The organism is Nocardia sp. NPDC050408 (genome assembly GCF_044458905.1).
Lineage (GTDB): Bacteria > Actinomycetota > Actinomycetes > Mycobacteriales > Mycobacteriaceae > Nocardia.
In genome coordinates, this window is the sequence record NZ_JBITIL010000003.1 from 115,474 (window position 1) to 142,333 (window position 26,860).

At 64.8% G+C, this 26,860-nt stretch carries 25 protein-coding genes; 9 read left to right on the forward strand and 16 right to left on the reverse strand.

All coding sequences use genetic code 11. The features are described 5' to 3' along the window. Window positions 1–100: 100 nt before the first annotated feature. Both ACIBJI_RS10265 and ACIBJI_RS10270 read right to left on the reverse strand, forming a co-directional pair. A complete protein-coding gene (locus ACIBJI_RS10265; protein WP_364350361.1) occupies window positions 101–463 on the reverse strand; it encodes a helix-turn-helix transcriptional regulator in 363 nt (120 codons plus the stop codon). A 118-nt stretch (window positions 464–581) separates the two neighbouring features. Then, window positions 582–821 carry a hypothetical protein gene (locus tag ACIBJI_RS10270; RefSeq protein WP_396955659.1) on the reverse strand — a complete coding sequence of 80 codons (240 nt, stop codon included), beginning with the start codon at window positions 819–821 and terminating at the stop codon, window positions 582–584. A gap of 284 nt (window positions 822–1,105) precedes the next feature. Here ACIBJI_RS10270 and ACIBJI_RS10275 point away from each other — a divergent pair, with 284 nt between their 5' ends. Beyond that, complete coding sequence (locus ACIBJI_RS10275; RefSeq protein WP_396955660.1) at window positions 1,106–1,954, forward strand: 3-hydroxyacyl-CoA dehydrogenase; 849 nt, start codon at window positions 1,106–1,108, stop codon at window positions 1,952–1,954. Window positions 1,955–1,959: 5 nt separating this feature from the next. On the opposite strand, the gene ACIBJI_RS10280 is transcribed toward ACIBJI_RS10275, so the two are convergent. From ACIBJI_RS10280 to ACIBJI_RS10315, 8 genes are all read right to left on the reverse strand, one after another. Next, window positions 1,960–2,748, reverse strand: a complete 789-nt coding sequence (locus tag ACIBJI_RS10280; RefSeq protein WP_396955661.1) for a glutamate racemase — start codon at window positions 2,746–2,748, stop codon at window positions 1,960–1,962. 150 nt (window positions 2,749–2,898) lie between these two features. Continuing rightward, window positions 2,899–4,041, reverse strand: a complete 1,143-nt coding sequence (locus ACIBJI_RS10285) for an AI-2E family transporter (RefSeq protein ID WP_364350349.1) — start codon at window positions 4,039–4,041, stop codon at window positions 2,899–2,901. A gap of 151 nt (window positions 4,042–4,192) precedes the next feature. Continuing rightward, window positions 4,193–5,533 carry a DUF5933 domain-containing protein gene (locus ACIBJI_RS10290; protein WP_364350346.1) on the reverse strand — a complete coding sequence of 447 codons (1,341 nt, stop codon included), beginning with the start codon at window positions 5,531–5,533 and terminating at the stop codon, window positions 4,193–4,195. A gap of 129 nt (window positions 5,534–5,662) precedes the next feature. Beyond that, complete coding sequence (locus ACIBJI_RS10295) at window positions 5,663–6,577, reverse strand: universal stress protein (RefSeq protein WP_364350343.1); 915 nt, start codon at window positions 6,575–6,577, stop codon at window positions 5,663–5,665. 139 nt (window positions 6,578–6,716) lie between these two features. After that, window positions 6,717–8,453, reverse strand: coding sequence for a GAF domain-containing sensor histidine kinase (locus ACIBJI_RS10300; RefSeq protein WP_364350340.1), 1,737 nt, complete (start codon window positions 8,451–8,453; stop codon window positions 6,717–6,719). Window positions 8,454–8,521: 68 nt separating this feature from the next. After that, window positions 8,522–8,740 carry a hypothetical protein gene (locus ACIBJI_RS10305; protein WP_397083812.1) on the reverse strand — a complete coding sequence of 73 codons (219 nt, stop codon included), beginning with the start codon at window positions 8,738–8,740 and terminating at the stop codon, window positions 8,522–8,524. Then, window positions 8,737–9,738 carry an Acg family FMN-binding oxidoreductase gene (locus tag ACIBJI_RS10310; RefSeq protein ID WP_364350334.1) on the reverse strand — a complete coding sequence of 334 codons (1,002 nt, stop codon included), beginning with the start codon at window positions 9,736–9,738 and terminating at the stop codon, window positions 8,737–8,739. Before ACIBJI_RS10310 ends, ACIBJI_RS10305 begins: the two co-directional genes overlap by 4 nt. A 131-nt stretch (window positions 9,739–9,869) precedes the next feature. After that, a complete protein-coding gene (locus ACIBJI_RS10315; protein WP_364350331.1) occupies window positions 9,870–10,670 on the reverse strand; it encodes a DUF1460 domain-containing protein in 801 nt (266 codons plus the stop codon). Window positions 10,671–11,382: 712 nt separating this feature from the next. On the opposite strand from ACIBJI_RS10315, the gene ACIBJI_RS10320 reads away from it, so the two are divergent. Together ACIBJI_RS10320 and ACIBJI_RS10325 are read left to right on the forward strand one after the other, a co-directional pair. Beyond that, window positions 11,383–12,012 (forward strand): hypothetical protein, encoded by a 630-nt coding sequence (locus tag ACIBJI_RS10320; RefSeq protein WP_364350328.1) that lies wholly within the window; start codon window positions 11,383–11,385, stop codon window positions 12,010–12,012. A 6-nt stretch (window positions 12,013–12,018) separates the two neighbouring features. Next, window positions 12,019–12,255 (forward strand): hypothetical protein, encoded by a 237-nt coding sequence (locus ACIBJI_RS10325; protein WP_364350325.1) that lies wholly within the window; start codon window positions 12,019–12,021, stop codon window positions 12,253–12,255. On the opposite strand, the gene ACIBJI_RS10330 is transcribed toward ACIBJI_RS10325, so the two are convergent. From ACIBJI_RS10330 to ACIBJI_RS10345, 4 genes are read right to left on the reverse strand one after another with little or no spacing between them, the layout of a single operon-like run. Beyond that, window positions 12,247–13,338 (reverse strand): ABC transporter ATP-binding protein, encoded by a 1,092-nt coding sequence (locus ACIBJI_RS10330; RefSeq protein ID WP_364350322.1) that lies wholly within the window; start codon window positions 13,336–13,338, stop codon window positions 12,247–12,249. The genes ACIBJI_RS10325 and ACIBJI_RS10330 overlap by 9 nt on opposite strands. Before the next feature lie 46 nt (window positions 13,339–13,384). Then, a complete protein-coding gene (locus ACIBJI_RS10335; protein ID WP_364350319.1) occupies window positions 13,385–14,239 on the reverse strand; it encodes a carbohydrate ABC transporter permease in 855 nt (284 codons plus the stop codon). Beyond that, window positions 14,236–15,081 (reverse strand): sugar ABC transporter permease, encoded by an 846-nt coding sequence (locus tag ACIBJI_RS10340; protein ID WP_364350316.1) that lies wholly within the window; start codon window positions 15,079–15,081, stop codon window positions 14,236–14,238. Before ACIBJI_RS10340 ends, ACIBJI_RS10335 begins: the two co-directional genes overlap by 4 nt. Window positions 15,082–15,083: 2 nt before the next feature. Continuing rightward, a complete protein-coding gene (locus ACIBJI_RS10345) occupies window positions 15,084–16,391 on the reverse strand; it encodes an ABC transporter substrate-binding protein (protein WP_364350313.1) in 1,308 nt (435 codons plus the stop codon). A gap of 289 nt (window positions 16,392–16,680) precedes the next feature. Between ACIBJI_RS10345 and ACIBJI_RS10350 the strand changes: the two genes are divergently transcribed. Together ACIBJI_RS10350 and ACIBJI_RS10355 are read left to right on the forward strand one after the other, a co-directional pair. Continuing rightward, the gene (locus ACIBJI_RS10350; RefSeq protein ID WP_364350310.1) at window positions 16,681–16,902 is read left to right on the forward strand and encodes a hypothetical protein; all 222 of its coding nucleotides are present in this window, start codon (window positions 16,681–16,683) and stop codon (window positions 16,900–16,902) included. Beyond that, complete coding sequence (locus ACIBJI_RS10355) at window positions 16,902–18,188, forward strand: hypothetical protein (RefSeq protein WP_364350307.1); 1,287 nt, start codon at window positions 16,902–16,904, stop codon at window positions 18,186–18,188. The genes ACIBJI_RS10350 and ACIBJI_RS10355 overlap by 1 nt, the downstream gene beginning before the upstream one ends. Before the next feature lie 4 nt (window positions 18,189–18,192). Here ACIBJI_RS10355 and ACIBJI_RS10360 read toward each other — a convergent pair whose 3' ends face one another. Beyond that, window positions 18,193–18,555 carry a cupin domain-containing protein gene (locus ACIBJI_RS10360; protein WP_364350304.1) on the reverse strand — a complete coding sequence of 121 codons (363 nt, stop codon included), beginning with the start codon at window positions 18,553–18,555 and terminating at the stop codon, window positions 18,193–18,195. A 258-nt stretch (window positions 18,556–18,813) separates the two neighbouring features. Here ACIBJI_RS10360 and ACIBJI_RS10365 point away from each other — a divergent pair, with 258 nt between their 5' ends. Both ACIBJI_RS10365 and ACIBJI_RS10370 read left to right on the forward strand, forming a co-directional pair. Further along, the gene (locus ACIBJI_RS10365; protein WP_364350301.1) at window positions 18,814–19,692 is read left to right on the forward strand and encodes an alpha/beta hydrolase; all 879 of its coding nucleotides are present in this window, start codon (window positions 18,814–18,816) and stop codon (window positions 19,690–19,692) included. Window positions 19,693–19,745: 53 nt separating this feature from the next. After that, window positions 19,746–20,783 carry a DJ-1/PfpI family protein gene (locus ACIBJI_RS10370; RefSeq protein ID WP_364350298.1) on the forward strand — a complete coding sequence of 346 codons (1,038 nt, stop codon included), beginning with the start codon at window positions 19,746–19,748 and terminating at the stop codon, window positions 20,781–20,783. On the opposite strand, the gene ACIBJI_RS10375 is transcribed toward ACIBJI_RS10370, so the two are convergent. Then, window positions 20,737–22,014, reverse strand: a complete 1,278-nt coding sequence (locus ACIBJI_RS10375) for a lipase family protein (protein ID WP_364350678.1) — start codon at window positions 22,012–22,014, stop codon at window positions 20,737–20,739. The genes ACIBJI_RS10370 and ACIBJI_RS10375 overlap by 47 nt on opposite strands. 344 nt (window positions 22,015–22,358) lie before the next feature. On the opposite strand from ACIBJI_RS10375, the gene ACIBJI_RS10380 reads away from it, so the two are divergent. Continuing rightward, a complete protein-coding gene (locus tag ACIBJI_RS10380; protein WP_364350295.1) occupies window positions 22,359–23,915 on the forward strand; it encodes an amino acid permease in 1,557 nt (518 codons plus the stop codon). 504 nt (window positions 23,916–24,419) lie between these two features. Further along, entirely contained in the window at window positions 24,420–26,855 is a 2,436-nt protein-coding gene (locus tag ACIBJI_RS10385) for a hypothetical protein (protein ID WP_364350292.1), read from the forward strand. Window positions 26,856–26,860: the final 5 nt, after the last annotated feature.

The window sequence follows — 26,860 nt, forward strand, 5'->3', positions numbered from 1 at the left end:
GGGGCCAGCGTCCGGTTGGCCGCTGCTTGGGCGGCGAGTTCGGCCCACGGCCCGTGGCGAGTGGCCGGTGCGGCGGAGTGTGGCGACGGGCAACCCTGACTCAGGCGGCGAGTGCCATGAGCGTGGGCCGGGCCTTGGTGCGCGGCATAGACTGGCGGGCGAAGGTGAGCCGACGATGAGCCCGTAATTCGTCGGCCACCTGCTCGGTCAGACCGAACAGGGTGGTGCCGAGCGCACCGGCCAGCGCCGCGATCATCTCGCTCGACGGTTCCTTGCGGCCGCGCTCCACCTCGGATAGGTACTGCGGCGAAATACCCGCGCGACCGGCGGTCTCGACCAAGGTCTCGCGCTGCTCCTGCCGCAACGTGCGCAGCCGTTCCCCGAGCACCTCGCGCCACAGTGGTTCCTCGGTGTGCCGAGGTCGGTCTTCGCGTCCACCTTGGATCGAGTGCAGCTCGGTCATAGGCAGAGCCTACGACCGCGGCCGCCGATCCGGCCGGGGATTACGCTGTGGGCGGACAAACCGGCGAAGGCCCCATGTTCAACGGACACAGGGCCTTTCGCATCGCATCGGGTCGGGATCAGGGCAGCGGAATCCACTGGCCGAAGAACCAGAAGCCGTGGCTCTGTGGCTGCTGATCATGCCGCTGCTGGTCCTGGCGCTGGTCCGACCGCTGATCGTGGCCCTGCTGTTGCTGCTCGATACCTGGACGCTGACCCTGTCCCGGATCGGCGCTCGCCACACCCGCACCAACGCCCAGCAGCCCGACCAGCACACCGCCCGCGATCGCACCCTTCGCCAGCTTCGACTTGATCTTCATCCACGTTCCTCCTGTTGTCGGGTCTCCGTCCGAGACCGTCGACCCGTCCGATCCGGACCGACAAGACAATCTTGGAATCGCGATATTTGCGCACCCTAGCCCGTGGCTGTGAGTTAGCTGGGACCGATCCGCGCGCACCGCGCGAGCTGTTCGCAGACGCGATAGGTAGTCATGATGTTGCGGCGATGCATCGCCGCGGTGGTGCCCGACCAGCGATGATCTCCCTCGACGACACCGATGACATCCCGGGGCGGACTTCTGCCCCGCGGAGGAAGGAGATAGCAATGACCATTCGCAAGGTGACCGTTCTCGGAACCGGGGTGCTGGGATCGCAGATCGCATTCCAGACCGCATTCCACGGATTCGATGTCACCGCCTACGACATCAGCGAGGAGGCCATCGCCGGTGCCCGCGACCGCTTCGCCAAGCTTGCGGCGACCTATCGCATCGAAGTGCCCGGCGGTGATAGCAAGGCCGAGAAGACGGAGGCGGGCATCGTCTCGACGACGGATCTCGCTGCGGCCGTGCAGGATGCCGACCTTGTGATCGAGGCGGTGCCGGAGGTGCTGACCATCAAGGAGCAGACCTACCGGCAACTGGGCGAACTCGCGCCGGCGAAGACGATCTTCGCCACCAATTCGTCCACCCTGCTGCCCAGCGATATGAAGGACTACACCGGACGTCCCGACAAATTCCTCGCGCTGCACTTCGCGAATCTGGTGTGGCGGTACAACACCGCCGAGGTAATGGGCACAGCCGAGACCGATCCGCAGGTCTTTCGGGCGGTCGTCGAGTTCGCCACCGCGATCGGTATGGAACCGATCGAACTGCACAAGGAAAAGGCGGGCTACGTCCTCAATTCGCTGCTGGTACCGCTGCTCAATGCGGCCATGGCCCTCGGTGCGGGCGGATTCGCCGAACCGGAGGCGGTCGACAAGACCTGGCGGATCGGTACGGGCGCACCGGTCGGGCCATTCCAGATGCTCGACATCATCGGCCTGACCACCCCCTACAACATCCTGGTCAACAGCGAGGACGGACAGGAGCTCGCGGCCTGGCTCAAGACCAACTACATCGATAAGGGCAAGCTCGGCATCGCCACCGGAGAGGGTTTCTACAAGTACTCCGCATAGCTCGTTTACGGCACGACCACCGGATGCATTTCGAGGCCGATGCCGAGGCGGGTGAGCATTTCGCGGAATTCGCTCGCCGGGTAGTGCTCGTTCTCGGTCACCAGGCCGAGAACAGCGCCGCTCCCGGGTGTGGACAGCGGGCGGATCCGGTCGACCACGTCCTCGATCGGATCGAATAGCCGCAGCTCAGGGTGGGCCCGCTCGAAATAGTCACGCAGCCAAGGGAGATGGGTGCTCGACAGTGTCGCCGCGTTGATGCCGGGATGCGCGGCGAGTAGGTCGTCCAAGAATGCGCCGACTTGCCGCGCCGTGTGTTCGCGGTTGAACAGGAACTCGCCGCTCTCCACCAGTTCGACCAGCGGCGAGGCATTCACGGCATGGACACGGTCGGCGGCGGAACCCGCTTGCACACTGAGGAATTCGCGCATTTCCGGACTCTGTACCAGCGAGCGCACACCTAGCACCGCCACCTCATCGGCAACCGCGAGCGCCTCCCGAACCGGCGGCCGCACACCGAAAATCGGCACTGGACTGCGCAGCTCGTCCAGGATGGTCACCGAGGGCGCATTGGAGGCCAACAGAATTGCGCTCGGCTCGTATCCGGCAAGAAATTCCACCGCCCGCGAAACCACCGACAGCAGCTGCGCCCGCTCCTTCGCCCCATACGGAAAACTGGCTCGATCGGCCAGATAGACAATGTCGCGATCGGGCAGCCTGCGATGCAACAACTCCACCGCCGAATAACTCCCGAGCCCCGCATCGAACACCGCGATCGGCCGCCGCAACACGATCACGCCCGCCCACTCAGATCGCTGCCGCAGAGCCAGTGACTATCCCGCATAGGCCAAGACCCTATTCGGGACAACCCATTGGCGCTGCGGCAGCCGTTTCGCAGATGGGCGAGGGCGTCGGGGTGCGGCTGCCCGTCGCACTGACCGATTTCGCTACTCCGGGGCGGGCTCGGGCTCGGGGGATTCGTCAGGTGGTGCGGTGACGACGTCGATCTGTTCGCCGAGGTAGCGGGCTATCACGGCGATCACGGCCGCTACCGGCACCGCGAGGAAGGCGCCGATGATGCCGTAGAGGGAGCCGCCCGCGGTGATCGAGACCAGGACCACCACGGCATGCAATTTCATGCTGCGGCCCTGCAGAACCGGTTGCAGCACATTGCCTTCCAATTGCTGGACGGCGATGATTATGCCGAGCACGATCAGCGCTGTGGTCACGCTATTGCCGACCAGTGCCACTAGCACCGCCAGCGCCCCGGCGACGAATGCGCCGACCATCGGCACGAAACCGCCCATGAAGGTGATTACCGCGAGCACGAATGCCAGGGGGACGTGCATGATCACCAGCCCGGCGCCGATGAATACCGCGTCGATCAGACTCACCAGCGCCTGGACGCGGATGAATCCGCCGAGGGTGGACCAGATCCGGTTCAGCACCTCCTCGAGGTGCCTGCCGCCGCGGCTACCGAGTACGGCGTGCAGCCACGGCAGCAGCCGTGGACCGTCTTTGATGAAGAAGAACGCCAGTACCAGCACCAGGAACAGCGTCACCAGCGTGGAGGTCGCGGTGGTCACGCCGGTGAAGACGCCGGAGGCGATCTGTTCCGAACTGGACTTCAGCCGCTGCGTGATCGCCTCCACCGCGGCTTGCAACTGCTCGTCGCGGATGCGCAGCGGCGGACCGTGCAGCCAGTCACGCACCTTATTGACGCCCTCAGTGGATTTATCGGCCAGTTCCGGGGCTTGGTCCACGACCGACGGGACGATCAGCGCGATGACACCGGCGAGGACTCCGATGAATCCGAGCAGGGTGACCGATGCCGCGGCGCCAGGCCGAAAGCCGTGCGCTGTTAGCCAGCGGGTCGGCGGCCACAGTATTGTCGCTACGATCAGCGCCAGCGCGAGCGGCAGCAGTACCACCCAGAGGGCGGCGACGACGGTCCCGAGCACCCACGCGCCCGCCGCGATCGCGACAATGCACAGCGACCATTTCGCCAGCCAGATGAGTCCGGCGCCGATCGCGTCGCCGCGATCGCGGGTCGGTGGGCGGGTCTTCTCGGTGCCGTCCTGCTCACTCACGCCGTCAGTCTGGCACGGGAGACGGCACAGAGCGGGGATTGCGCGAAAAGGCGATTTCATCAGTGCTGGCGCGCAATGGGTTTCGGGTCCGCAGCGGGCGGCGGCACCGTCGCCTACCGGACGGCGCGATGACCGGCACGCTGCGCACAAATCAGCGGTTCAGTACCTTTTCGGCCTTTTCCGAGGCGTCCGAGAGCTCCTGCGCGAACCAGGTCCGGTAGAAGGTGAACGCCAGCGCGGCGAATACGCCGAGGATCGCGACCCCGAACGGGAACGGGTAACTCGCCATCGGTAGCGCGAGGAAACGTACGCACAGCAGCACCCCTGCGAACATCGCGATACCGAAGGCGACGACCTGCACTCGACCGCGGTCCCAACCCCGGTCCGGATCACGCAGGACGGATTCGACGGTCAGGCAAAGCGCCGCGCCCGCTACGAGGTCGACGCCATAGTGAGCACCGAGGCCGAGCGTCGCGACGAGGGTGCAGACCAGCCAGAACGCACCACCCCAGCGTAACCAGAGCGGCCCGCGCCGAGAATGGATGAACAGCGACAGCGCCCACGCCGTATGCAGTGACGGCATGCAGTTACGCGGTGTGATGCCGTCGAATTGCATCGAATCGACCGAGGACGGCAGTGCCGGAACGATATTCGGCCAGACATCGGCGAGCTCGAAACCCTGCCCCTGCGGGCCGAATGCGAGCACCGGCCCAACCACGGGGAAGACCACATAGAACAGCGGGCCGACCACGCCGAGCGTCAGGAATGTGCGCACCAGATAGTGCCGCGGCCACACACCCGCGGTCACGCCCCGCAGCTGCCACGCGGCGACCACGATGGCCGCGACCGGCAGTTCGAAATACACCCAGCGCACCACACCCAGCGGCACCGGTCCCGCCGCGTCGAGCGCCTGTCCGATGAGCCACGACGGATTGCCGAGCGCGTGATCGGCAAGTTCGGCATAGGGATCGAGCACAGTCGGGCAGGCCCATGCGGTGATGTCCAGCCAGATCTCGCCGACCTTGGTCGCCAGGATCAGCAGTGCACCGAGAGCGATTGTGCGCAGCGCGGTTTCGCGCCGAGCACCGGTCCAGCGCACGGCCGCGATCACCGCAAGCGCGGTGAGCACAATGGTCGGACCGTTGCCGACCGTGAACAGCCGCCCCTCGATTGCCCGAATGATCACGAAGACCACATCGATGCCGACCGCCGCGGCCAGCGCACGCACCCGCACATTCCAGGAGACGCCGATCAGCGCCAACAGAAACCCGGCCCACGGCGTCGTCGCCGACTTGGGTCGTCCGACATAGTCCCAAGAAAGACTGGTCAACGGGCCGAGCGCATTGATATGCACGGCCATCAACTGCCCCGCGACCAGCACCACAACCGCGCCGACGAAACTGCCCCAGATCAACCGAGATCGCCACGGACGCGCCGTCCCCACTTCCCCCGCAGGTGCGACCGATCTCTCCTGCGCGTCCTGAATCAGCATCCCGACATCGTAAACAGGATGTGAACATCACCGTGCGCCCCGATTAACGCACCCTGGGAACTCGCCGCGCGCGCTTGCGGCGGACGGGGTCAGCGCCGAGCTTGCTTCGGACCAGGTGAGTACCGCGCTCTACTGCGGGCGGACGACCATGACCGGGCAGTGCGCGGTCTGCACCAGCTCATCGGTGGTGGAGCCGAGCAACAGTCCGCGGAATCCACCGCGCCCTCGGCTGCCGACGACGAGCAGCTGCGCCGAACGCGACCATTCGCGCAGTGCCTGCCGCGGCCCCGACAGGTACACCTTGCGGATGACCTGCACGTCCGGGTACTTCTCCTGCCAGCCGGTGAGCTGTTCGGTCAGGATCGCCTGTCCGGCGGTCTCGGCGTCGTGATGGCAGACGGCGTAGGGGAGTCCGGTGAAGCGGCCGAAATCCAGGTCGCTCCAAGCGTGGACGGCGACGAGTCGGGTTCTGCGTTCGCTGGCTTCGGCGAAAGCGGCCCCGACGGCACCCGCGTTGACCGGTCCGCCGTCGGCGCCGAGCACGACCGGGCCGACGCGTCGGGTCCGCTGTTCGGCGCCGGTGTCACGCACGACCACGATCGCACCGCGGCCATGGCTTACGACCGCGAGCAGCGTCGATCCGAGATAGCTCAGGGTGCCACCGGAACCCGCCGTGCCGATCGCGACCAGATGCGCCGCCTCGGAGAGCTCGATCAACAGATGTGCCGGATTGGCTTCGGAAAGTTCGGTTTCCACGATCAGATCCGGATCGACCTGATGGGCCATTCGGCAAGCCCTACGCAGCATCTCCGCGCCTTCGCGTCGGATCGCATCGATAACCGGCGGCATGATCACGTCGTAGATCCCGTAGACCGACCCCGCTGCCGCGAGGTCTAGACCGTGCACAATGCGCAGACGTCGACCCCGCTGGGAGGCGGTTTCGGCGGCCCATCGGACGGCGAGATCGGCCGCTTCGGAGCTGTCGGTTCCGACCACTACTTCGGCCGACGCCAGCCGATGTGGATCGTGGTGCTGGGTGGTCATGGTCGGTTTCCCTTCGGGTTTCCGATAGATCGGCTACTCGTAGGTTAGGAATCCGAGGCCCTCGCGCACGCCTGGCGTTGGTCACAAACCACAGGGTCCAAAGACCGCTCATGCGAAGGGTTGAGCCCGGCAAGCCAGCTCAGGGCAGCGGCGCCGACCAGTGCAACACCGTGCCTGCGTCCTCGCCGTTGGTAATGCTGAAGCTGCCGCCCGCCTGCTCTGCGCGGGCCGCCAGATTCGCCAATCCGCTCATGCGCTCGAAGTCGTCGGGTATGCCGACACCGTCGTCGATGATCTCGATGGTGACATCGTCGCGCACCCGCAGCTGGACCGATACCGTCGTCGCCGACGCGTGCCGCACCGCATTGCTCACCGCCTCGCGCAGCACCGCCTCGACGTCCTCGGACAGCGGCGGCTCCAACACCGAGACCGGTCCGGCCAGCCGAACCGTGGTGCGCAACCCGCTTTCTCCGATCATTTCGGCGATGATGCTGTGCAACCGCTTGCGCAGCGTCGGGGCATCCGCGGCGGTGCTGCTGTGCAGATCGAAGATCGAATGCCGGATTTCCTGCACGATCGACTGGATGTCCTGAATGGTCTCGGTGAGCCGAGATTTGACCTCGGGTACCCGGGCCCGCTGGGCGGTGCTCTGCAGCGAGAGACCGACCGCGAAGAGGCGCTGGATCACGTGGTCGTGCAGATCGCGCGCGATCCGGTCGCGGTCGGAGAGCACATCGAGTTCGCGGTTGCGGCGCTGGCTCTGGGCCAGTTGAAGTGCCAGTGCGGCTTGGGCGGAGAAGGCAGCCATCATTGCCTGCCCGGCGGTGTCGAGCGGCCCGGACCCCGGTGGGCGCAGGATCGTGAGCACACCGATGACCGTCTGTTCGGCCCGCAGCGGCAGTACCAGCGCCGGACCGAATTCGGTCGGCTTGCCGAACCGCAGGCTGTATTTCAGCCGGTCGACCGCGAGGACCCGGTTGTCCCGAAATGCGATGCCCGAGTCCGACTCGTTTATCGGAATGCGTTGTCCGGTCAGCTTGTGCGCATCGACACCGGCCGCGGCGACGACGACCAGGTCGGTCACCTCGTCGGGTGGAATATCCGGATCTTCGGGGAGTGCGAGGAAGCTGCACGCCGATTGGGTCAGTTGCAGCGCCCGGTCGGCGACCAGCTCCAGCACCTCATTCGGTTCACCGCCGGCGAGCAGTTCGGTAGCGACATCGCGATTGGCCTCCAGCCATTGCTGGCGGGTCCGGGATTGTTCGTAGAGGCGGGCGTTGGCGATGGCGATACCCGCGGCGGCGGCCAGCGCCTGCACCACGACTTCGTCGTCCTCGGTGAATTCCTGACCACCGGCCTTCTCGGTCAGGTACAGGTTGCCGAAGATCTCGTCGCGCACCTTCACCGGTACGCCGAGGAAGGAATGCATCGGCGGGTGGTGAGCGGGAAAGCCGACCGATGATGGATGCTTCGAAAGATCCAGCAGCCGAATGGGTTTCGGTTGTTCGAAGAGCAGGCCGAGGACACCGTGACCGCGCGGCAGATCGCCGATCATGACCCGAGTCCGGTCGTCGATACCCTCGTAGACGAATTCGGCGAGCTCGTTGCTGGTCTCGTCGGTTTCGCGGACGCCGAGCGCGCCGTATTCGGAGTCGACCAGCTCGATGGCGGTGTGCACGATCGAGCGCAGCGTGTTGTCCAGGTCCAATCCGGCGGTTACCACCAGCATCGCCTCGATCAGACGGTCCATCTGATCGCGGACACCGACAATCTGGGCGATGCGTTCTTGGACCTCGCCGAGCAGTTCACGCAGCCGCAGCTGAGACAAAGTTTCCGTCACCGGCGGCTGGCCGGACACGGTCGATTTGTCTTCCATAATGCGTATTCTGCTCCGGTGGTGTATCCCATGTCACACCGGGCGAAACAGCAGGTCGCGGCAGAGCATCATGCGGCCACCGACGTCGGTCCGGGCACCTGTGTGTCGACCGAACCGCTCGAGATCTCGAGCTGCCGGACAGATCGTCGACGGGGGCCGGCCGGGGCGAGTCCGGCGCGGGCGGCCAGCTTGTAGAGCGCCGGCATGCCCGCGCCGATATCGTCGCCCGCCTGCCCGCCGCGCACCGTCCGGCCGCGGCTCCAGCACGCTGGTGGTATTCGATTCAAGGCTGCATCGTCAGGATGTCGGTGAGCGGGCGGCGCGGTGCCGGTGGGGTTTCGGGTTCGTCGTCGGGTGCGGTGCCGACTCGGATCATTACCTGCGGGATGCCGGGGTGGGCGAGCATGCCGGCGATAATCTTTCGGGCCGAGGGCATTTCGGTGATGTGGGTCATCGAGCAACTTGCCAGTCCGGCGGTCGTGCATTCCAGCAGGAGAGCGGAAAGTGCTTCGCCGGTGTGCAGCCACGCGGTGACCGACTCGCCGGGTGAGCTGAGCACCAACAGTCGCGCCTGGTCCTCGAGATCGCCGCGGCGGGCCGAATGCGGCGCCGCCGGGAAGGCGCGTCCCACACTGACGCGGGCGAATTCGGCATCGGAGACCAAGGATTCGCGCGGGACACCTTCCAGGTCGCCGGAATGTCCAGCCCACCAATGCAATTCGGTTTGGTATTCCGTGTCGTAGCGGCGGACCGCGGTGGCGTGGTCGGAGGCACCTGCCAGTTTCGCGCGGGCACTCTCGTCCAGGACATCGAGTGCGAGGTCGTGCGGTGTCACCAGCATTCTTCCGGTGTGCAGGAGCTGTGACAGGCCGGTCGGCGCGAGCAGCGGCAGTCGGTCGGTACGTCGCCGATCGATGGCGCCGGCACGGGCCAGCACGCCGTCCGGCGGATCGGGCCAGGGCCGGAACTCGATAACCGCGAGGTAGTCGGAGCGCCCGGCATCGGGCAGCCGCGTGGTATCGGTGTGCCACCGCTTGGCGGCAAAGGCGGTACGCACGTGATGCAGCATCGCGCCACAGCTGATCACCAGCTGTCGACCAAGTGGATCTGCTGAGGTCAGCAGGCGGTCGTCGTCGCGATACAGCTGCAGTCGGACCCCGTCGAAGACCCAACGCCACGGCTGGGTGTTGTGCAGCGACGGTGCTCGGCTGGCCAAGCGCATCGCCGCCAGCACTGTCTGGTGGTCCGGCACCGAACGTACGGGAGAAGCGCTGGTATGGGTCATACCATCGAGTGTCTTCGCGTCCTGTGCCGCTCGATATGGGCCTTACGCCCGTTCTCGAAGGTCCATGGTCACCGCTGTATCGCCGCCACGATGCCGACCTCGGACTGATCACACCCCGGACGGATGTGCGGCTACTGCGCGCGCAGCACCATGATGCCCGGGGTCGTGCGCACGTATTCGGCGAAGGGGGAGTCGACCACCTTGTTGTTTGCGGCGAGTGAGGATGCGTTGCGGAAGACCGGGCCGCTCGGTGTCATGACGAAGATTCCGACGTGGGTGACATCGAGTCCCGGCTGGTCGGCGTAGGCGCCGATGTAGTCACCGGTGCGGAGCCCACCGATGACGCCCTCGTCTACTGCGGCACTGGGGATGTAGGTGATATCGCGATCGACCACCGGCACGCCTGGAAGATACATTCCGCCATCGGCTTTCGCGTTGAGGTGTTTGGTGACGGTCACCGCGGTCGGGCTCAGCGTGCCGGTGATATCGGTGGCCGCGATGCGCGCGATATGCGACCAATCGCTGAAGAAGTGCTTACGCTGCTGGAACTCGACGCGGCTGTCGGTGTAGCGGGTCGCGATCAGATTCGCGACGAACTGGTCGCGATCGTTGGACCTGCTGAGCGCCTGGACGTAGTCGAGATAGGTGAAGCAGTCCACCCGCCGCAGGTCGATGACCAACTGTTCGGGCTGGTCCGCCGAGCCGATGAGCATATCCGCGCCATACGGCGTCCCGAGCAGGCGAGCCGACAAGCGTTCGATCAGCTCACCCTTGCTCGAGCCCGGCGAGGCAGTCCGCACTGCCAGCAACTCGTCAATCTTTCCGGCAGTGAAGTCATCGGTGACCGGTGCGCCGAACGCGGCGGGCAAAGTCGGCATGGCGATGCCGAGGAGCGCTGAGATGAGGAGCAATATGCGGGCGATGCTGCGCAAAAAGGCCTCCAGCAGGGTGAGCGGTCATTGCTGCCACGGTAGTCCGAGCCCGGCGCTCTTCGGTTGCCGAACTCGAAAACGGCACTGCGGCTGCATGATCCATCGGGATCCTGTCATGAGCCCTACATTCCGAGTCGAACAGTTCGGACACGGGATGATCACGAAGTTGCCGTTTCGTTATCTTAACAAAGCTTCGGTCGATGGATATTGCCTGGTCGGGAGCGACTCAACCGGACTTACAGATGCACGCGCGCTGCGACGTCCCGCAGGCGCCACGCTCGGCGCGACGATTCCCGGCAAGTGTGGCAGGCTCACTACCGAGGCCGGGGTGCAGAGGTTTCGACTCGCACAACGGTCGGCGTAACCACGGGAGACCCCAGCTACGGCTGGGGTCTTCGTGTGTCTGCCCTCGAAACCGCGCTTGTTGATGTCGATTCCGCATCGATGTGAGCTCAGTAACCAATCCTGTTAAGCGTCAGTTACCGACGTAAAAGTTCGTTACGGCCGACCTGTCGCGTTTGTCGCGCCGGAACCTCCGTGTAACGATAGTTTCAATCGCGAACGAACAAATCATCCCGAAGTGTTCATCCACGGCAGATACGGTCCCCATCGTCGCACCGGATTTGTCTCCTTCGGTGTGTTCGCATGCGGGTTGAATTGCCGGTTGTGGCTGTCTTGCGCATGTCTGCGCGAAAAACGAGGAATGGTGCACGTGAGTGAGTTCTGGAGTCCGAGTACGTCGGCAGCTTTGGTGAGCGTCGGCATCTCACTGTATGGAGTGGTCGCATATCTGGTCGGAATTATGGACGGCGTCACGCGACCGCGGATGGCGTCTTGGGTGGCCTGGTGTACTGCCAATATCGTATTCGCGGTGGTCGCATATCTGGCGGGCGCATATCTTGCGGCCGGCATCAATGCTGCGTCGGCGAGTATGAATGTCGCCGTTATCGCCCTCGGTCTGCGCCGTGGCGTGAGTCTGCGACCCGGGGACAATATCGATTGGGCTTGCTTGCTCTCTTCCATCGCATGTGTACTGGTCACGGTGGAAATATCGGAGAAGACGTTCGGTGCGGTGGTGGCTATCTGCGCCAATCTCATCGCCACCATTCCGACGCTGCGGCACGCCTGGTCGAAGCCTCAGGAAGAAACCTGGCAAATGTTCGCCGCGAATGCCTTCGCTGGTGCGCTCGGTGTACTGGGAGTGCTGCTGGCGAGTGGATATCAATTCGCTACGGTCGCGGGTCCACTGATTACTGCTATCGGCAATATCGCCTTGGTGTCGCTCACCGCCGGCCGTGGTCGGATCGTGCAAGTATCAGCCGTGCCCGTGAGAGTTGGTTAGCCGATAATGCGATCGATAATCTCCAATATCGGCGACTGTTTCACCGATCCGGGTGAATTGACGCCGGGGCAGGCGCGGCGCGCGATGGCCATCCACAATATTTGTTCACCGAGCTGCCGCATCTTGCAGCAGGCAAAACTGACTCTCGATGGCGCACCGGTACGCATGGAAGGATTGACTCCACAATATTCGGGCGTCGAATTGATCGGATACGGCGAAGTTTCCACCGGATATCTACACTGAGCTCTCCAGCAATAATCCGGTTTCCGGGTCGTACCAGCGACAGGCCTGCGCCGGCAGGTGCAGGTTCAGCGCATCGCCCTGGTCGGCCCGGAAGCCGGGCTGCGTCTGAATCTTGACGGTCTGGCCGCTGACATCGGTGGTCAGCAGGGTGGACGAGCCGAGCGGCTCCAGCACCTGGAGTTCGGCGCGCACCGAATCGGTGCCCGCTTCGGCGCCGACGACAATGGCCTCGGGCCGGATGCCGAGGTTGAGCTTCTTACCGTTGAACGATGCGAGCGCGGCGGGCACCGATAGTGCCTGCCCGCCGAGATCGATATGCGGTCCGGCCTCGCCGATGTCGACGATCCCGGTGAGGAAGTTCATCGGGGGGCTGCCGAGGAATCCGCCGACGAATTCGGTCGCCGGTCCGTCGTAAACCGCTGTCGGCGAACCGCATTGGACGATCAGCCCGTCGCGCATGACCGCGACGCGATCGCCGAGCGACAGCGCTTCGACCTGATCATGGGTGACATAGATCGTGGTGGTGCCGAGCTCGCCGACCAACTTCTTCAGCTCGGCCCGAAACGAAAGTCGCAGCAGCGCATCCAGATTGGATAGCGGCTCGTCCATGAGCAGCACATCGGCATCCATGACGATCGCGCGTGCCACCGCGACGCGCTGGCGTTGGCCGCCGGACAACTTCGCCGGGTACCGATCCAGGTACGGCGTGAGCTGCAGCAGATCCGCGGCCCATGCGACCTTGCGTCGGATCTCCTCGGTTGGCACGCCGTGCACCCGCAGACCGAAGCCGATATTGTCGGCGACCTTCTTATTCGGGAAGACGGCGTAGGACTGGAACACCATCGACAGATTGCGCCGCCGCGGTTCGAGGTAGGTGACATCCTTGCCGCCGATCACGATCTGCCCCGAGTCGGGCAGTTCCAGCCCGGCGATCATGCGCAGCAGCGTCGTCTTACCGCAGCCGGAGGGCCCGAGCAGCACCATGAATTCGCCGTCGGCGGTCTCGAGCGAGACCTGGTCGGTGGCGCGCGTCGTGCTGCCGGGGTAGGTCTTCACCAGATCCCGCAGAATCACCTCGGCCATATGCCGTACACCCCTGTCATTCCAACCTCTGTCATCCCAACCTCTGTCATCTCAGCGTCGTCCCCCACATGTTCACCAGGTAGCGCCGCATCACGAAGATGAAGACCAGCGCCGGAATGATCAGCGCGAACCCGCCCGCGAACCGGTACGGCGTCGACGCCTCACCGAGCGTGGTGAGCACCTGCGCGGGCAGCGTGCGATGTCCGAGCGTCACGATGGTCGCGCCGAGGATCTCGTTCCACGACAGCACGAAGGTGAAGATCGACGATGCCGCGAGCCCGGGAAGCGCCAGCGGCACAACGACTTTGCGCGCCGCCTGCCAGCGTGTGCAACCGAATACGCGCGCCGCCTCCTCGAGATCGGCCGGTACCGCGACGAAAATGCTCGCGGTAATGAGCACGGTGGTCGGCAGCGCTAGCGTGGTGTGCACGAGCGTGACCGCGAAGACGGTGTCGTAAACGTCCAGCCGCAGGAACATCGTGGCCAGCGGCACCGAGAGCACTACGATCGGCAGCGCCCGCACGAACAGGATGAATATCTGATAGGTGTCCTTGCCGCGGAAAACATTGCGGGCCAACGCATATCCGGCGGGCGCGCCGATGACCAGCGACCAGAAGACCGTGTAGAGCCCGACGAGCACCGAGTTGCCCAGTGCTGGAACGGTTCCGGTGGCGCGGAAAAATGACTGCAGCGTCTCGGTGGAGAATTCGCTGGGCAGCAATGGTTTCGGGAACTCGTTCAGCGCCTCGCGCGAGGACACCGCGGCGAGTCCGATCAGCACGATCGGCAGCGCCATGAACAGCGTCACCGCGATGCACGCCACCTGCACTCCGATGGCCCGCCACCGGCGTCGGCGCAGCGGTGCGCGATCGATCGGCGGTAGCACCCTGGTCTCGCTCATCGCGACCCCTCCGGCGCCCTGACCGTCCGCAGATAGAACACCGCGGTCCCGAGCGAGATGACCAGCACCACAAGCGAAACCGCGCTCGCCACCGCCGGATTCTGCAGATTCGAGTACCACTCGTAGGTTTCGCCGACCAGCAGCGGAAAGTCGCGCCCGGTGAGAGCCTGCGCCACGGCGAAGGCCTGCAACGCGAGAATGGTGCGCAGGATCAGCGCGACCTGCAGACTCGGTCCGAGCTGGGGCAGCGTCACATGCCGGAGCCGCTGCCAGAAGTTCGCGCCGAACACCTGGGCGGCCTCGTCGTAATCTCGCGGAATCAGCTGCACGCCCGCCACCACGATGACGAAGACCAGCGAGGTCGCCCGCCAGATCTCGGCGATCACCACCGCGAGCAGCATGGTGCCGGTGTGCTGATAGTTCAACCACTGCACGCCGTCCTCGGACAGCCCGAGCCAGACCAGCAGTGAGTTGAGGTATCCGCGACTGCCGAAGATCGACAACCACACCAGTCCGGCGGCCAGTTCGGAGATCGCCAGCGGCACGCACCACAGGTAGAAGTGACCGCTCGCGAACCGCGGCCGCGCCTGCATCAGCAGCGCCATACCAACCGCGAGCACCAACTGGATCGGCACCACGATCACGATCAACAGCAGCGTATTGCGCAGCGAGGTAAGGAAATACGGATCGTCGAACAAGCGCCGCCAGTGCGCGATCGTGAAGCCGTGATCGTCGCTGAACGCGTCGAAGACCGCCCGAACCAATGGCCAACCGAACAACGCCGCAAGCAGCACGATCGAGGGCAGCAGCAGAATCCACGGGGAACCGAGACGCGCTCGCATACCTACCCCACCCCGCAGACGTCGGCGACGGGATCCGGTGCCCAGCACGGCACCTTCAGCTCGTCGAGAATGCCCTGCAGCACCCGCGCCTGTTGATCGAGTGTGGCTCGAATATCGGCGCCGTCCAACACAATCGAGCGGAAGCTGTCCTTGAACACCTTGCTCACCTCACCCTCGCGCTGACCGAGACCGACCGGCGGCAGCGACAGGATCGCGCCCGGTGCCTGCTGCTGCCGGTGCACGGCATCGGCCTCGAGTTCGACCGCCGGGGGCAGATCGTCCGGGATGATGGTGTCGACCGACGGGAAGAAGCCATTGGAGCGCAGCAGTTCGATCTGGGCTTCCGGTTTGGTCAGCGCGCTGATGGTGCGCTGCGCGAGTTCGGCATCGGTGCTGCGCTTGGGAATCGCGAGCCCGGCGACCACGGCCATATAGCCGAGACCGTGTTTGCCCCACGGTGCGGGCAGCATGCGCCAATCCTGCGGGTCGTGTTCGGGCGCGTGCACCAGGCGCACGACGTGGTCCCAGGCCATGCGTACCTCGCCACTGGCCAGCGGCTCCTGCATGAAGTCGTAATTCGTACTCGACTGTGCGCAATTGGCCCACAGTTCGCGGAAGTACTGCCAGGCCGTCACGGCCTCCGCCGAGCGGAAGGTGGTGATCTGACCGGCCGTGAACGACGGCAGCAGATAACCCTGGGTGAAGCGGTGCAGCAGTCCTTTCGGCCCGGCGGGCAGTCCGAGCATCGGTCGGTTGCCATTGGCGCGGCGCGCGGCGATCGCCCAGTCGAGGAACTGGTCGTAGGTCAGGGCCGTGGCATCCACGCCCGACGGCAGGTGTTGCAGTGCGTCGGCGTGCGCGGCAAGTACGTAACTGGCTGTGGCCCAAGGGATGTACCACGTCCGGTCGGTACCGGCGCGCGCCAGTTGCAGGTAGGCGGCGGGCCAGCCGCGGTTGCCGAGATCGGAGAGCAGGCCGGTGAGATCCTCGAGATAGCCGTCGGCCAGCGGTGCGATATCGCCGTGCAACCCGCCGAGCAGACCGACCTGCGTCGAGCCCGCCCCGACCTGGCTGCGCACCTGACTCGCGAACGGACTCTCCTCGATGGTCACATAGCTGACGCCCGGTGCCGTCTTGCCGAGCAGGTTGCGAAACCGCTCGGCCTCGTCGGCGGGGCGGAATTGCGTGGAGAGAAAGAGCATGCCGCCACTTCCCGTGGTGGCGATGCCGGTGCACGCGGCGGTGAGCGCGAGGGTGCCGATACCCGTCGCGCCGAGAAACGACCGGCGCGTCAGGCCGGACGTGGGCATGTGTGGCTCCCGAGGCAGGAATGGACCTTGGCGAGCCGACACCGATCCATCATGCCCAGATACAAACAGATGTGCGCACACAGCCGAACGCGCAACTTCCCGTGACTGAGAACAAAACCCGAGTTGTCTTGCGGCACAAATAAAAAGGAAGCCATCCCTTTCAAAAAAGTTATGAAGATCTTTGGATAACGAATTCTTTACGCACTGCCCCGCCCGGTCGCCGAGACCCCTATGCTCGGGGCTTTCACGAGTGATCGACGTTGCGATAGAAGAAGAAACGGGTAGCCCTATGACCGCCAGGACCGACCTAGAACACGAACTACGCGGGCCGCTGGCGGCAACCGGGCTGATCACCGAACAGGAGGCCGCCGAACTGCTCGAGATGTTCCGCGCGGCTAAGCAACTCGAGACGGCGGCGCTCATCGAGGCCGTCGATGAGATGGTCGGCGCGCTGCCCCGACCGTTCCGTGCGGTGACGAAGAAGATCATGTTCGGGAGCCGGCTCGGCTGATGAGTGATCTGGTAACCGGTGCCCAGATCGTCCTGCTGTCACGGACTTTGCATGCGCCAGTGGAGCGACTCGCGCATCTGGAGCGGTTGGGCAGTGAGAATCTGCACGAACTCCAGGAACGGCTGGCGGGACTGATCTTCGACCAGCACAACGAGACGTTCGAGCGGATCAGCAAACTGGTGCCGATCATTCCGCTGCGCATCTCGATGCCGCTGGTGCAGCGCCTCGTGCCGCCGATGATGACGGGTCGGGCCGCGGGTGCGGTCGGTGTCGATCATCCGAAGAAGGCAGCCGAGACGGTTGCCATGCTGGCGCCCGCGTATGTGGCCGACTGTGCGCCGTATATGGATCCGCGCACTGTCGGCCAGCTCGCCGAGGTGGCACCGCCGGAACCCATCGTGCGGATTCTCAACGAAATGTTGGCCCGCAAGGACTACATCACAGCGGGACCGTTCCTCGACGCCTTCGCCACACCGACCCTGTGTGTGGCCTTCGAACAGGGCGTGCTCGATGACGAGGGCCTGATCTTCTCCGCCGCATACGCCTATTCCGTCACAGGTGTGAGCGCCATCTTTCGTCAACTGCTGGCCGGGCCGCGGCAGCGGGTTCCGCGGATGGTGCACACCGTGCTCACCGGGTCGACGGGACTGCAGTTGGCCGCGCTGTCCACGTTCGCGCGCTGCGAGGCCGATCTGTCCGCGTCGATCGGCGATGTTCTGCTCAGCGTCGGGTCCACCGAAATGATCGGCAATCTCATCGCGACCTATCTCCGGGCCGGTGCGGCACCGGAGCTGCTGACCTTCATCGGACGGCTGAGCAAGTGGGCCCTGGGGGCCCTTGCGGCGAATCCGATCATCGCGAACGACGCGGCGCTGGCCGGACTGGTCGGCAGCCTGGAGGGCCGCATCGAATCCGACCTCTGGCGTGGACTTTTCAGCCTGATGGCACACGCCGACGCCGGCATCCAGCGCCGGATGATAGCGCTGCTCGCGCAGATGAACGATGCGATGGTGTCCGCATTGCCCGGCATCGCCACCGAGGCCCACTACTGGCCGCTGCTGCTGGACCTGATCGCCGCCGCCGACACTCCGGTTCGTGGCCGCTTCGAGACGATGTGGTCCAACCTGCCGCCGGAGCGCCGCATCGATCTGGAGCATCGCATCAGGGAACTCGGCCTGAACATCCGCTTGGCGCCGGTCACCACCACGACGCTCTCGGTGGACGAGGTGTTCTACCGTCGCCGTCAGATGCGCCGCCGCTACGACGCCGCGCCGAGTTGGGACTGAGTGCTCACCGCTTGGCGTAGTCGGCGACACCCTGCCAGTCGAGCATGACGCACGGTTCATCGCCCACGACCCAGGCATCGTGTCCGGGTGCGACGATCATGAAGTCGCCGGGGCCGTATTCCTGTTGTTCGCCGTCGTTCATGGCCACCATCAGTCGGCCCGAGAGGCAGTAGCCCATATGGGCTGCTTCGCAACTGTCGGTCTGGGCGATCGGCTTGACGTGCTGCGACCACCGCCAACCGGGTTCGAAAACCGCTCGGCCGACCGGGCCGCCGTCGAGATTGACCAGATCGAGTTTGCCCTTGCCTTCCTCGAACAAGCGGGTCTCTTCGGGCTTGTCGAAACTCTTTTGCACCAGTCCGGACATGATTGTCCTCCTCGGTATCGTTGCCCCGACCTATAAAATGTGACGCCAATCACATCTTAGCCGCTGTGCTAGCTGCAAGGTAGCTCGCGCTGAGGTGCGCTAACAGCCGGTCGGGGCCGGTTGGATCAGGGACTGACGAAATCCGCTGTCTATCTGACCGATCCGGTCGGGGCTACCGACAAAGGGGCGATTCCGGCGTTCAATTCGAGCACATCGCGCGTCACGCGACCTTTCGAAAACGCCTGGAAGGTAAGACAAATGACCGAGTTCGTGACATTCGAGGAGGGCCGGATAGCCTGTGATGTCGTCGGGGACGGACCGCTGGTGGTGCTCTCGCACGGCATCGGAACCTCCCGGCACGACTATCGCCATCTCGTACCGCGACTGGTCGCCGCGGGCTACCGGGTGGTGAATGCCGACCTGCGCGGGCACGGCGAATCCAGCCCCGGCTGGCCGTCGGTAACCGGCAAGGCGGCCATCAACCGAACCGATGTCGCGGGCGATCTGCTCAGTGTGGTAAGGCATTTCGGCGGCCCGGCGGTAATCGTCGGCCACTCCCTGTCCGGCGGCGCGGCGACCATTGCCGCGGCCGAGGCGCCCGAATTGGTCAGTGCCATCGTCGAGATCAACCCGTTCACCAAGAGGCAGCGACTGGATATCGGTGCTCTGTGGACGGTGCCGCGATACCGGCGCGGTCTGGTGCGGTTGATGGGCACGCTGCTGTTGGGCTCGCCTCGGCTGTGGCGCGGGTACCTCGATATCGCGTATCCGACCAAGCCCGAGGACTTTTCGAGCTACCTCGACGGCGTGCTGACGACCCTGCGCGAACCCGGCCGGTGGCGCGAGTTCCGCAAGGCCGGTAAGACCACTCCGGCCGATGCCGAGGCGGCGCTGTCACAGGTGCACCGGCCCGCGCTGCTGATCATGGGTGCCGAGGATCCCGATTTCCCGGACCCGAAGGCCGAAGCCATGGCGATCGTCGCGGCCATGCCCATGGGCATCGGCAAGGTGGTCGTCATCGAGAACGCCGGGCACTATCCGCACGCGCAGTTCGGTGACCGCGTCGCCGATCTGATCATTCCCTTCCTCGGACGGCATGCCGCCGGTGTGGTCGCGCCGGTCCGGCACGCGGGGTGATCGGACTGCACATTGCCGTGACAGCCCTGGGGGTGTGCGGTGATGATAGGGACGTGTCGACGCCCCGCACGATTGTCCTCGTGGTCTACGACGGCATCCAGCTGATCGAATTGGCCGGTCCCATGGACATTTTCGGTGCGGCCAACGCCATCCTCGGCGCACCTGCCTACCACGTAGTGACGGCATCGCCGCGGGCGGGCACCGTCGCGGTGGAGGGTGGTCTGAGGATGCATGTCGAACATGCCCTGCCCGAGATCGCCACCGGTGACGACGAGATCGACACCATGATCGTGATCGGTGGAAACGGCGCCTTCGTCCCGTCGGTATCCGCCCAGGTGGTGCGCGAGCTTCCGGCCATTGCCCGGCGATCGCGGCGGGTGGCGTCGGTATGCGCCGGTTCGCTCCTGCTGGCCGGTGCCGGATTGCTCGACGGTTATCGTGCGACAACGCATTGGGGCGCGTGTGCGGTGATGGCCGAGCGTTTCCCCCGGGTGCTGGTCGAGCCGGATCGGATCTACGTCAACGATGGCAACCGGTGGACCTCGGCGGGGGTCACCGCGAGCATCGATCTCGCGCTCGCCCTGGTCGAGGCGGATCACGGCACCGAGGTGGCGCAGTTGATTGCCAGATGGTTCGTCGTCTTCACCCGAAGACCCGGCGGCCAAGCGCAATTCAGCGCCCAACTACGTGCGCAGCCCGCGCGCACCCCGGCGATCCGGGCGGTGCAGCAATGGCTGCCCGACCATTTGGACGAAGACTTGAGTGTCGCCGCGTTGGCAGCGAGGGCGGGATTGAGCGAGCGCGCCTTCGCCCGCGCCTTTCGTTCCGAAACCGGCAGTACGCCAGCTGCTTTCGTGGAGAATCTACGTGTCGAGGCGGCCCGGCGACTGCTCGAGACGACAGATCTGACGGTTGTCGCGATCGCCAAAGCGGTCGGCTACAAATACGGTGAGACGCTGCACCGGGTCTTCTCGCGGCAGCTGGCCACTACACCCGACCGATACCGGCAACATTTTGCGATCACCGGTTCGGACACAGCCGTTTTCAGCTTCCGGGAAAGCCGGGCGGCAGCGGCTGGAAATCCGCCTTGAACTTCGGCCCCGGCGGCAGGCCGCGCAGCACCGCGCTGGTCCAGGCCACCGCGGGCGGCCAGCCGGTGACGGCATTGACGATGTGTTCGGGGACCGGAACGGTGTAGAAGCGCAGATCCGCGCCACGCTCCCAATAGCTTTGGACCGTCGGCAGCACTACCGACGGTGGGATCAGTTCATCCCACAGGCCGTGCCACCACAGGATCGGTGTATCCGGAAGGTATCTGCCCAAGCTGTTGTCCTGCAGGACTCGAAGGATCCCCGGCGACGATTCCAGCGACTTGCCGGGCTGGTAGTAGGCACTGATGGGTCGGTAGACACCGGTGAGTGCAATGGTTGCGTAGCAACGACTTCGGACGTCTTTGATGATCTGCTGCCCCTCGGTGGTCAGCAGATCGGCGGGATCGAAGACGTCCGGATACTCCCGGGCCAGACTCGCGAAGCCGAGCCACATGGTGAAGTTGCTCGTACCGGTGAGCCCGGGTTCCGCTTGGGTCGCATACCAGGCCTCTGCCACCAGGTCGCCAGGCGTGCCACCGATGGTGGTGCCGAGCAGCCGCACATCGGGTGCGTAGCTCGCTCGCAGCTCGGCCGCGCGAATGGAACCCGAACCGCCCCCGGAATATCCATACAGCGCGATGCCGGAATCGGTGAGTCCGAGGCCCGGCTCGTTCTTCAGCGCGCGCAGACTGTCGAGGACCATCTTGCCCTCGGCGTAGGTGTTGAAGGTATTGAACTTCCCGTCGAAGTCCGGCAGGTTGATCGCGAAACCCTGTGCCAGCCAGGAGATCACCAGCGCGGACTCCTTCATGGTGCCGGTCTGCAGGGTGTGCGAGGGGTTGCAGGCCGAGTCGGTGGAGTCGATCGCCTCCTGGAAGGACAGCACGGGCCGAGGGCTGCCCTGCCATGGAATGCCGGGCACCACAACGGTTGTCGCGGTGACGATCGGATTGTCGTGCACATCGTTCGAGCGGAACAGCAGCTGTTCGGTGTACACCGGGAAGGGGATGCCGAGCACCCGCGTCTGCACTTCGCGGCTGCGCACTATCTGGCCCGGCTGATACGACGCGAGATCCGCGGGATCGTCGTACCACGGGTCCTGATCCGGCGACGGGATCGGCAATAGATCGTAGATATGCGGCTCGGTCGGCAACTGCGGCAGCTGATTCTGATCCGGCGGAAAATTCGGCGGGAATGCCGGATCGGCGGCCGCCACCCCGAAACTGCCCATCGCCAGACCCGCCGCCACCGCCAGACCTGCCGCCACCGCGAGCACCGTGAGCCGCCGCCGAGATCGCTTCACCACATCCTCCGAATCTCCATTTATCCGCCAGCCGATCATGGGTTCGGCGTGCTGGATTCAGCTCACCGCAATTGACGGCGCGGGGCTATTGGCATGATGCAGAGCCTCGACCTCGGCTTTTGTGCATCTGCACGAACCGGTTGGCCGGTAGTCTCGGATGTGATCGGACCCGCTAGGGTACCCGTTGAAACTTCAAACAAACTCATTGAATGTACCGCTAAATAACGGTACATTCTTCCGCGACATGACTTCCCGCACTGGAAGGCCTGGTCGTGATCGCAGTTCGGGGACCAGTTGAATTATCGGCGCTCGCAGATGCGCTGCATGCCGAGGATGTCGGTTATCGCAGATCGCTGCGCGCGCGCCAAGTGCAGATGATCGCGATCGGCGGGGTGATCGGCACCGGGCTATTTCTCGGTGCCGGTGGGCGACTGGCCAGCGCCGGACCGGGATTGTTCCTGGTGTACGCCGTATGCGGCGTATTCGTCTTCTTCATCCTGCGCGCGCTCGGCGAATTGGTGCTGCATCGGCCCTCCGCTGGATCGTTCGTCTCCTATGCGCGCGAGTTCTATGGGGAGAAGCTGGCTTTCGCGGTCGGGTGGACCTACTTCTTCCACTGGTGCATGACCGGGATCGTCGATATCACCGCCATCGCCACCTATGTGCACTATTGGGGCGCGTTCGAGGGCGTCCCGCACTGGGTGATCGCGCTCGTCGCGCTGATCGCGGTTGTGAGTACCAATCTGATCTCGGTGCGCTGGTTCGGCGAACTGGAGTTCTGGGTCGCGCTGATCAAAGTCCTGGCCCTGGTGGGCTTCCTGATCGTCGGTACCATCTTCCTGGCCGGCCGCTTCACAATTCAGGGGGCGCCGACCGGTGTAGGGGAGATCACCCAGCACGGCGGGTTGTTCCCGACCGGCCTGCTGCCGCTGGTCACGGTGACCACGGGCGTCGTATTCGCCTATGCCGCAGTCGAATTGGTCGGCATTGCGGCTGGCGAGGCCGAGCATCCGGAGACGATCATGCCGCGGTCGATCAACTCCGTCATCGCCCGTATCGGACTATTCTACGTCGGCTCGCTGGTACTGCTCGGACTACTATTGCCTTATACGGTCTTTCGGGCCGGGGAAAGTCCATTCGTCACGTTCTTCGCGAAAATCGGTGTGCCAGCGGCCGGTTCGATCATGAATCTGATCGTGCTCACCGCTGCCTTCTCCAGTCTCAACGCCGGGTTGTACTCGACCGGCCGGATTCTGCGTTCGATGTCGATGAACGGCAGCGCACCCGGTGTGGCGTCGCGCATGTCGCGGACGGGCGTACCCTACGTCGGCATCCTCGCGACCGGCGCGATCGCCCTGGTCGGGGTCGGGCTCGATGCGGTGGTGCCCGACCAGGCCTTCGAGATCGTATTGAACGTATCGGCGCTCGGCACCATTGTGTCGTGGACCGCGGTCGTGCTCTGTCATCTGCGACTGTGGCGCGAGTGGCGGCGCGGTTTGGCCTGGCGTCCAGCCTCCCGGCTACCCGGCGCGCCCTACACCGATGTCGCGACCCTGCTCTTCCTTGCCGCCGTGGTAATCCTGATGGCCTCCAGCGGCGATATGGTTCAGCGCAGCGCCGTACTCGCCATGATCGTCATCCTGGGCCCGGCCTTGGTCGGTGGCTGGTTCCTCGCTCGCCGAAAAGTATTGCGAATAGCCCGCATCCGCGAACACCATACGGGCCAGTTCGCGGTAGTCGCCGAGCGTCCGCCGCTCGGCCCCTCCGCTGAACCGGAAGTGATCATCGAGCCGCCGAAATCCGGCTACGTCAACCCGGATCCGCTGTAGGGTCGGTATTCATCGGGAGATCCGATGATTTTCGCGATGCTGCACGCTCGCGGTCACAGCGATAGACGGGCAATCGTCGCTATTCCTCGATCGAACTAGCGGTCCAAGCCGGGACAGACCGGTAGATTAGGTCGCTATTCTGGAAAATGCTGGGCTACAGCCGCTTCAGTCGGCATGCACGCTCAGTCGAGCAGCACCATAGGCACCGCTACGGCGGCATCCGCGCCTGATGATGCGTCGCCAGCGCGAATATTCCGCGACCTGGCGGGGCGAACAAACAGTGAACAGCTCCGGTCGCGATGAAAACGAAAACCCAACGGGCTCTGTTGATTTCGCTGTGCGCTGTTCACTGAGTGGAGGGGGGTCGTTCACGGCGCGTGGTTAGCGTTCGGGTGGTCGTTTCCGGAGACTGTTGAGCAGCTCCGAGGGTTTGTCCGCTTCGATGCTCGTCTGGCCATGCCGTGCCTGCGATTCGGGTGCGCGGAAACGAATCAGGTTGTAGCGGTGAACAACTGGAGATCGGATTACTGGGATCCGGATCGTTGGCAGTTGCCCGCGGTGCTGCTGCGGTGTCGTAGGTGGATCCGCGCTACGCGCCGGCGCCGCTGGACGGTCGGGGTCCTGCTCACTGTCTTCGTTCTGGTCGTCTTCCCCGGTCTGCTCGGCGCCACGGCCTCGGCCGCGGCCGAGAGCGGCACCCGCACCGCCGGATCGTCGGTGGGCAGTGCACTCGGCTGGACTCACGTCTCCGATTCCTCGGGCGTCGAGGCTGCCAGCTATGTCTTCGCCACCGATCACGGCGGCGTACTGAGTCCGGGAAATACCGCGATATCCCTGGTGATCGGCCTGGAGTTCGCGGGCTGGAAAATCATTGTGATCACGGCAATCTGGCTGATCGGCTACGCCCTGAGTTTCCAGTGGCTGAACATCTTCTCCAAGGCATTGCTCGGGGTAGCGCACAGCCTGACCGGCCAGATCGCGACGCCGATCATGTTGGTGACCGCGGCGACGCTCGGTGCGTTCTTCGTCGCGTGGTTCGTCGTGCGCGGCTTGTACTCCAAGGCCACTCTCCAAATGGGGACCATGCTCATGGTCGCCGTGCTGGGGCCGATATTCCTGGCCGAGCCACTGGCCGATGTGCTCGCATCGGACGGTCTGCTGGCGCAGGGCCGCGATCTCGGCATTTCGGTGGCGGCCGGGTTGAACGGCGATAGCAATGTCGATCCGTCGCGCATGGTGGCGACCATGCAGGGCACCTTGACCGATAACTTCGCCCGTCGTCCGCTGCAGGTCTGGAACTTCGGGCATGTGGTCGATGATCAGCCCGCATGTCGTGCGGCATGGTCGGCCGGTGTCACGGCGCGCAGCGAAGATCGGGTGAAAAAGGGCATCGGCGCTTGCGGGGACGGCGCGGCCGAGGAGTCGATGGACAATCCGAATTTCGAGCAGATCGGCACCGGCCTATTGCTGCTGCTGGCCGGGGCGATCCTGCTCGCCTTCGGGGCGGTGCTGGCGATCAAGGTGATCCGTGCCGCACTCGACACCATCTACCACGGCTTGATGTCGATCTTCGGTTTCGCCGCAGGCGGATTCATCTACGGACCCACCCAGACGTTCCTGATCCGCAATGTCGTCGACGGCTTCGTAGCCGCGGCGCGCATGACCGCCTACACCATCTTTCTCGGCGTCTACGTACTGATCCTGCGAGACCTGTTCACGCTGGCCCGCGATCAGGTCATGGTGGTGTTCATCATCGGCGCGATCGTCGAGATTGTCGCGATCCTGCAGCTCAAAAGGCTCAGCGCGGGTCTGGACCGGGGCAACGAGTGGATCGCCAATCGGTTCGCGCTGGCGGCGCAAGGCAGTGGCGCACGGGGTTCGGGTGGTAGCGCGACCGCACTCGGTATGGGCACGGTCGGGGCTGGACATTCCATGCGGGCGGGGATGCTGCCTGTGCTTGCCGCTTTCAGCACGGTCAGCGGTTCGCCAGCGACCGAATGGCTCTGGGGAAAGACCCGTTCACCGCTGCGGCCGTTCGCCCGGATGGAGCGCGAGGCGCAATTGGGCCAATGGGGATTCTGGGGCGCGCCAGGTGTGGGTGGACCCACGGGTTCCTATGCACAGGCATACGTGCACCGGCCCGTATTCGCGCGGGCTGCCCGGGAGGCCGCGCTTGCCGCGCCGAATGGCGGCATCAATACCGTGCGCGGCGCGGCCGCGGCGCTGCAGGGTCTGGTGGATATCGGCGGGAAGATCACCGATGCGCCTGCGGCATTGCTCGCCGCCGGATTCACCGACGAGGACATCATGTTCAACGCCATTCGCTCGTGGTCGATCGTCGATGACAACTCCAAGGGCTGGACGCTCGCCAATAACCATCTCGGTCGCGCGGTGGCCGCGGTCCAACGCGTCCAGGACTCATCGCTTCGACTCATCGACGGTGGCAGTTCTCCCGGCGAAGTCGCGGCGGATCTCGCCACCTTGCAGGCCGCCGCATTCCGGTATCGGCGCTCGGCGCCCGCAGGTGTCACCCTTACCGCGGGCGAGGAGCAATTCGTCAATGCATACCTGGGCACACCCACAGAGGACGCGGCCCGGGCTCTCCAAACAGTCGCCGGCGGCGGCACTGTCACGTCGGGCCCACTGGCTGGTGGTCCATTCGCGAACGACGCCCTCGCCGCCAGGCGCATGTTGGGCGAGATCGGCAGCAGGCAGGCGGACCTTGTCTTGACCAGCGTCAACAATGTATTGCGTAATCCAGCGGATCAAGAGTTGCTCCGCGTGGCTCGTGGGCACATCTCCGATACGGTTCTCACCGACCAAGCATTGAGCGGGGCCAAACGAACAGCGACGAACACGCCGACGCCGCCGAGGCAAGGCAGTCCGCAGCGGCCCCGCTGGGCCCCGCCGATGGCCAGGGTAGGCGCTCGGCTGAATTGAGTTGG